We start from the raw sequence: 6,366 nt of genomic DNA, 5'->3' as shown, positions 1-6,366 counted from the left end.
AATTTAAAATTTATTTTAAATTTAGCTAATAAAAATGTTGACACAGGCGATATTATCTATATAATGACCAACCTAATTTGCTGTAATTGTTATCTAACAACGCAGTAAATGATGTGCAAAACACGCGCCTGTAGCTCAGTTGGATAGAGCACTTGGCTACGAACTAAGGGGTCGGGAGTTCGAATCTCTCCAGGCGTACCATTTGCATAACAGCTTAAGTATTATTAACTAAGCTAACATTAAATCAATCGCCTGTCTTATGACATTTTGGCGATTTTTTTATGTCTGCTCTTTTTGTAATGACAAATTCTCTGTCTCATATCTGATCAAATCATGTGATCTTTAAACACTTCGAATAAATACTTAAACTCTCAAGTGCTTGATTGCAACTGCTGTATTTTGAATGCTCTGCAGTTGATTAATGACGTGTCGATTTTCTCAGTCTGCATGCTGTTCAGGCGCGGTATAGGTGTACGATAAACTTGTGAATTACGGTACAATGGAGCTACTATTCACTGCTTGCTATGAGCTTGTACCATGTCAAAAAAAATGTCTAAACGCCCAGCAAAAGCCGCTACTCAATCAACGACTCAATCAAAGACTCAATCAGGTAGTTCTGCGCGGCAAGAACCTAACGAAGAGCCTACCATTGCTAAGCCGACGACGCGTGTCGTGGCGATTCTTTACGATGGTATGTTGGTATTGGCTTTGTTATTTTTGGTAGGAACGGTACTGACGGTGATTGGTACGTTGATGACCATGGATGCAGGTGTGGACTCATCACAAGCACAGTCATTGCCGACATGGTATCAGAACGCCGTCATGACACCGTCTTTTGTACTGACGCTGGTTGCGTTCTATGGATTGTTTTGGCGCCGTGGTGGGCAGACATTAGGGATGCAGACATGGCGTTTAAAGACAGTGAATAATTCTGGACATCTGCTGACGTGGGGACAGTCGTTCAAACGTATTTTGGCGGCTTGTTTGATGCCATTGATTTTTGGCGTTATCGGCAGTTTGATTGGTGGTTCACGAGCTGTCTTGCTAGCCAGTGCTTTTTTAGGCTTGATATTTAATTATGTATTTTGCTTGTTTAATCCTCGTGGACTTGCCGTGCAAGATATCGTTTCAAACACCATCACTCTGAAAATGCCCAAGGTGGCACATGAAGGGTTGTGGCGTGGCTTTAAAAACCGTAAGAATAATAAATAATACCCTTCCAAAAAAATCAATTGTAACGATTAAGTCCGCCTAAGCTTTATGCTTGGCGGACTTAAATATCTTAAATATTCTGTACTGGGACCAAATAGGGCGTTTCACTTAAGAGCTAGACATTGACCGTTTGTATCAGCCATGCGGTATACCCGATAAAGACCAATAAAAGCACCGTACCAGACGATCGACCAAATGTACGTTTGCTCTTGAAGGCCACGAAACAGAGTGCAGCGAGCAGTAAGGTGATAAAGCTCATCGCCATCACATCTCGCGAAAATACAATCGGGTTCGGCGTGATTGGTGCGATCACGGCAGCTAGACCAACGACGCCTAAGGTATTGAAGATATTAGAGCCAATAATATTGCCTAAGGCCATGTCGTGTTCGCCTTTACGCGCTGCCGATAAGCTCGAGACTAGCTCAGGCAACGACGTACCGACCGCAACAATGGTCAAACCAATGACCAACTGGCTTAGTCCCCAAAACGTCGCCAATTCAACTGCGCCCCAAACGATGGCACGCGAGCTAGCTACCAATAATAATAATCCGATAAGCAAAGCACCCAAGCCGCGCATCATACTAGGCTCGATATCGTCTGATTCTGCCAAATCACCGTCACCAATACTGCTCGCCTTATCCGACTTTGCTTCACGTAGGCTCATCACGATTTGGAAGCCGAGCACTAGCACCAGCATCACTAATAATACCAGTCCGTCAGGCAGATCCAGTACGCCGTCACGCAGCTGCCAAGCGGCTAAAACGGTAATCAGAAGCAGGAGAGGCATGTCGCGTTTCAAGACGCTTTTATGAATGATAACAGGGCTTATCAGTACTGTTGCACCCAGTACAAGCGCGATGTTGATGATGTTAGAGCCGTAGGCATTACCTAGCGCGAGCTCAGGACTTCCTTCCAATGCTGCTAATACAGAGACTACCATTTCAGGAGCGGAGGTGCCGAGTCCTAAGATAACGACACCGATCAGAAAGCTTGGGACGTTTAGCTTTTGGGCTAGCGCAGTTGCTCCGTCAATAAAAACATCTGCGCTCCAGACTAAAATAGCTAAACCGATCAATACTGCAATAACTGCCAACCACATTACTAAATTCCTTGTTTATACCAAACCCAAAAACTTGAAGAGCGATCATAACAACTTTGCTTGATTAGTGGCTCAGTCGCTTATGCACCTGACTCACTCTTCTTGCTAATCTAGTTTTGGGAATAATCTGATAAATGTATGAATAAACGTAAAAAAGCTGAATCAGGTTCAGCTTTTTTACGATACTCTTATGAATATTTCGACGTCAATGTCCGACAGCTTATAAAAGCAGTATCTTACGTCAGCGCCATATCAGTAAAATCGTGCCTGACATGTCTGAGTCTTAGTGACAGAAAGCCGTTAAGCCACTTGCACTGGAATGATATTGGCAGTGTCTTTAACAGTGTTGTCTTCGTTACAATAGACTAGTTTTGGCTTATAAGTATCGGCTTCGGCTTCTTCAAAATGCGCATAGGCGCAGATGATGACAATATCACCCAAGTCGGCCATATGAGCAGCGGCACCGTTTAACGAAATAATACCAGAACCAGCTTCAGCGCGTATCGCATAAGTGCGGAAGCGCTTGCCATTATTTACGTTGTAGATATCGATAGATTCGTTTTCACGTAGACCAGCCAGGTCTAATAAATCACCATCGATACCACATGAACCTTCATAATGAAGTTCGGCATGCGTGACACGGGCACGGTGTAACTTGCATTTAAGCATATTAAGTAGCATGAGTTGCTTCCTTAGCGTAACTGATGTTAATTAATGAAACCATAAACTAAATGGGGATCTAATTGCTAAAATAAAAGCCTGAGAAATATGGTGTATCATATTATTCAGGCAGTTTAAAACCGTTGATTTGCGAACGAGCTTTTTCAACGTTACCACTTAATAGTAATGGCAAGGCTTCAAAAGCGGCACTCAATGCGCTGTCGATGGCCGCTTGCTCATCTGGTGATGCCTTAGAGAGTACGTGTCCGCTGACTTTAGACTTATGACCAGGGTGACCGATACCCACGCGCAGACGATGAAAATCATTGCCAATATGCGGGGTAATATCGCGTAGACCATTATGACCGCCATGCCCACCAGATGTCTTAAGTTTGATACTGCCAGCTGGGATATCGAGCTCGTCATGGGCAATCAACAATTCATCATTATCGATACCGTAAAAGTTTACCATCGGCACTACCGACTGACCGGATTTATTCATAAAGGTCGATGGCATCAATAGGCGCACATCGTGGCCATGAATTTGTCCGCGGCCTGTTATACCATGGAATTTTTTATCATGAGAGAGCGTGATATTGAATTGCTGAGCCAAATGATAGACAAACCAAAACCCTGCGTTATGGCGCGTAAACATATACTGCTGACCAGGATTACCAAGACCGACAATAAGCTTTATGGCCATCATTACACCTTGCTTAAGTTTTTAATAAATGAAATAAGAGCGTTTGTAGAGCTGCTTAGGTATTATGGCGTGTTGAACATTCGCGAATAAACATGGCTGATTGTTAAAAATGTCCAATACGCCATAAATAGCATTGATCGTAGGTCGTATTTTCAAACCTTACTTAAAAAAACAGCAGGAGATATTCATCACCTGCTGTTTTTTTGACTGACGAACCTATTGCTAGGTACGGCAACAAGTTCGTCACCTAATGTTTTCTATTACTCGTCGTCTTTACTTTCAGCGTCTGCATTTTGCTCAGTAGCAGGCACGTCAGCTGCATCAACTTCTTCAGCGTCTTCGTCGTCTACTTCTTCAACCGTTGGTGGCTGCATGTTGACGATAGTACGGTCGTGACCGTCTTCTAGCTCAAGTTCATAGATGACAACACCTTCAGGAAGATCGATGTCTGATAAGCGGAACAGATCGCCAATTTCCATGCTTGATACGTCTACATCTAGATACTCAGGTATCAATGATGGGATACAGATGATTTCGATGTCAGATACTAGAGTAGATAGAACACCACCAGCAGCAGTACCAGGCGCATTTTCACGACCACTGAAATGCACAGGGACGTTCATATGGATCTTCTGACCTTTCACAATACGCTGGAAGTCAGCATGCATTGGGAAGCCTTTAGCTGGATGGCGTTGCAGATCTTTGATTACCACTTGATGCTCTTCACCTTCAACGTTCAACGTCAAAACATGTGAAAAGAACGCTTCGAATTCAAGTGATTTTACTAGCTCGTTGATCTTGATAGAGATAGAAGTTGGTTCTTCGTTACCACCATAGATGATAGCAGGAACTAGTTTCTGCTTACGTAGGCGGCGGCTCGCACCTTTACCTTGTTGTTCAGCAGAACGATTGACTGCACTTAGTTCAAAATGATTAGTACTCATGGATATAATCCTATAAAAAAATAAATGAAGTGTCTGGTCATAAAGAAGTGGATTTGCGACCAATCCACTAATACGTGATGATAGCTAAAGTTGGTTGTTGATAAAGCTCGCAACCAATCATCGTAGCCATGTACTTATCCGTAATGGTATCTATGATATCAACGATCAAGAAAACCTTAGGTTTAAGTATGATCAGCACTTTTGAGAATGCCAACCATCAGAAATAAAACAAACGGTCAGCACAGGCGCGCATTATACGTGGTTTCGTAACAATAATAAAGACCTACGGGAAATCTGATGCAAAAAAAGCAGCGTCAAGTCATCAAACTTGACGCTGCTTTTCGGTTGTTAGCAGCACACTTTGAGTATGCTCAACGCTATTAGTTAGACATCGAGCCAGTTAGGCATCAAACATAGCACTGATAGATTCTTCATTGTTAATGCGGCGTAAACTTTCAGCCAGCATCGGTGCGATGCTTACTTGGCGAATCTTGCCACAGGCCTGAGCGGCAGGCGATAACGGGATAGTATCGGTCACCACCAGTTCATCAAGTGTAGATTCGCTAATGTTTTTCAGCGCATTACCTGACAGTACAGGGTGGGTAACATAAGCTAGGACACGACGAGCGCCGTTTGCTTTCAGGGCTTCGGCGGCTTTGCATAATGTCCCTGCAGTGTCAGCCATATCGTCAACGATAACGCAGTCACGGTCTCGAACATCACCGATGATGTGCATGACTTGTGATTCATTGGCACGAGCACGGCGTTTGTCGATGATAGCCATGTCGGTATCACCTAACTGCTTGGCCATCGCGCGTGCACGAACGACACCGCCGACATCAGGCGAGACGACCATAAGATTGTCATAATCTTGTTTCTTCAGATCATTCAATAGTACGGGCGTACCATAGATATTATCAACAGGAATATCGAAGAACCCCTGAATTTGATCTGAATGCAAATCAACGGTCATTACACGATCGATGCTAACGATGTTGAGCATGTCAGCGACGACTTTGGCTGAGATAGGAACACGGGCTGAGCGCGGACGACGGTCTTGACGGGCATAGCCAAAGTAGGGCATGACAGCAGTAATACGACCAGCACTAGAGCGACGCAAGGCGTCAGCCATCATCATGATTTCCATCAAGTTGTCATTGGTCGGTGCACAAGTAGGCTGCATGATAAACACGTCTTTACCACGCACGTGTTCTTTGATTTCTACGGCAATTTCGCCATCAGAAAAACGCGTGATGTCAGCTTTACCAAGAGGGATGTGTAGATGGTCGGCGACGGTTTTCGCTAATTCAGGATGGGCGTTACCCGTAAAAACTGCCAAATAAGGCATGACTGAAGTCCTATTGATTGACTCAAGCAGCGACCGCTAAGCAGTGTCTAACTGCCCAAATATAGAAAAGAGTGCTGAAAATAGTTGAATACTACTTTAACAGTAAAAAATGGCAGGGGTAGCTGGACTCGAACCAACGGATGTCAGGATCAAAACCTGATGCCTTACCAACTTGGCTATACCCCTGTAATATCTAGGTTGTACAGTCGCCGTGTGCTAATAAAAAATTAGTCTGCGATGTTACCTATTAAGCCGTATAAAACGACAGTTTCCTAACGGTGTTCATTGCGAACTATACCGAAAACAGGAAGGTGTTGTCAATTGCTATAAAAAAGCAATCCAAACTAAAAAATGGCAGGGGTAGCTGGACTCGAACCAACGGATGTCAGGATCAAAACCT

General features: G+C 43.9%; 6 protein-coding genes and 2 tRNA genes. 2 read left to right on the top strand and 6 right to left on the bottom strand.

Features of this window, described 5'->3' with window-relative positions; genetic code table 11:
* Positions 1-124: 124 nt before the first annotated feature.
* Together L0J61_RS08260 and L0J61_RS08255 are read left to right on the top strand one after the other, a co-directional pair.
* Positions 125-201, top strand: a tRNA-Arg gene (locus L0J61_RS08260).
* A gap of 336 nt (positions 202-537) precedes the next feature.
* The gene (locus tag L0J61_RS08255) at positions 538-1,212 is read left to right on the top strand and encodes an RDD family protein (protein WP_301465972.1); all 675 of its coding nucleotides are present in this window, start codon (positions 538-540) and stop codon (positions 1,210-1,212) included.
* Between the two features lie 115 nt (positions 1,213-1,327).
* Here L0J61_RS08255 and L0J61_RS08250 read toward each other — a convergent pair whose 3' ends face one another.
* From L0J61_RS08250 to L0J61_RS08225, 6 genes are all read right to left on the bottom strand, one after another.
* Positions 1,328-2,311: a calcium/sodium antiporter gene (locus L0J61_RS08250; protein ID WP_301465971.1), complete on the bottom strand. Its 984-nt coding sequence runs from the start codon at positions 2,309-2,311 to the stop codon at positions 1,328-1,330.
* 300 nt (positions 2,312-2,611) lie between these two features.
* Entirely contained in the window at positions 2,612-2,992 is a 381-nt protein-coding gene (gene panD / locus L0J61_RS08245; protein ID WP_301465970.1) for an aspartate 1-decarboxylase, read from the bottom strand.
* A 100-nt stretch (positions 2,993-3,092) separates the two neighbouring features.
* Positions 3,093-3,674, bottom strand: a complete 582-nt coding sequence (gene pth, locus L0J61_RS08240) for an aminoacyl-tRNA hydrolase (RefSeq protein WP_301465969.1) — start codon at positions 3,672-3,674, stop codon at positions 3,093-3,095.
* 260 nt (positions 3,675-3,934) lie between these two features.
* A complete protein-coding gene (locus L0J61_RS08235; protein WP_301465968.1) occupies positions 3,935-4,618 on the bottom strand; it encodes a 50S ribosomal protein L25/general stress protein Ctc in 684 nt (227 codons plus the stop codon).
* A 400-nt stretch (positions 4,619-5,018) separates the two neighbouring features.
* On the bottom strand, positions 5,019-5,966 hold the full coding sequence (locus tag L0J61_RS08230) for a ribose-phosphate pyrophosphokinase (protein ID WP_301465967.1): 948 nt from the start codon (positions 5,964-5,966) through the stop codon (positions 5,019-5,021).
* A 110-nt stretch (positions 5,967-6,076) separates the two neighbouring features.
* A tRNA-Gln gene (locus tag L0J61_RS08225) sits at positions 6,077-6,152 on the bottom strand.
* Positions 6,153-6,366: the final 214 nt, after the last annotated feature.

Origin of the sequence: Psychrobacter sp. (assembly GCF_030457785.1) — a bacterium.
Taxonomy (GTDB): Bacteria; Pseudomonadota; Gammaproteobacteria; order Pseudomonadales; family Moraxellaceae; genus Psychrobacter.
Note: the sequence above shows the minus strand (reverse complement) of the source record. Positions and strands in the feature narration are given on the sequence as shown.

Bases quoted from the DNA above. Each gene is read 5' to 3' on its own strand.
- L0J61_RS08235 (WP_301465968.1), bottom strand. From the start codon at position 4,618: ATGAGTACTAATCATTTTGAACTAAGTGCAGTCAATCGTTCTGCTGAA.
- panD (WP_301465970.1), bottom strand. From the start codon at position 2,992: ATGCTACTTAATATGCTTAAATGCAAGTTACACCGTGCCCGTGTCACG.
- L0J61_RS08255 (WP_301465972.1), top strand. From the start codon at position 538: ATGTCAAAAAAAATGTCTAAACGCCCAGCAAAAGCCGCTACTCAATCA.
- L0J61_RS08230 (WP_301465967.1), bottom strand. From the start codon at position 5,966: ATGCCTTATTTGGCAGTTTTTACGGGTAACGCCCATCCTGAATTAGCG.
- pth (WP_301465969.1), bottom strand. From the start codon at position 3,674: ATGGCCATAAAGCTTATTGTCGGTCTTGGTAATCCTGGTCAGCAGTAT.
- L0J61_RS08250 (WP_301465971.1), bottom strand. From the start codon at position 2,311: ATGTGGTTGGCAGTTATTGCAGTATTGATCGGTTTAGCTATTTTAGTC.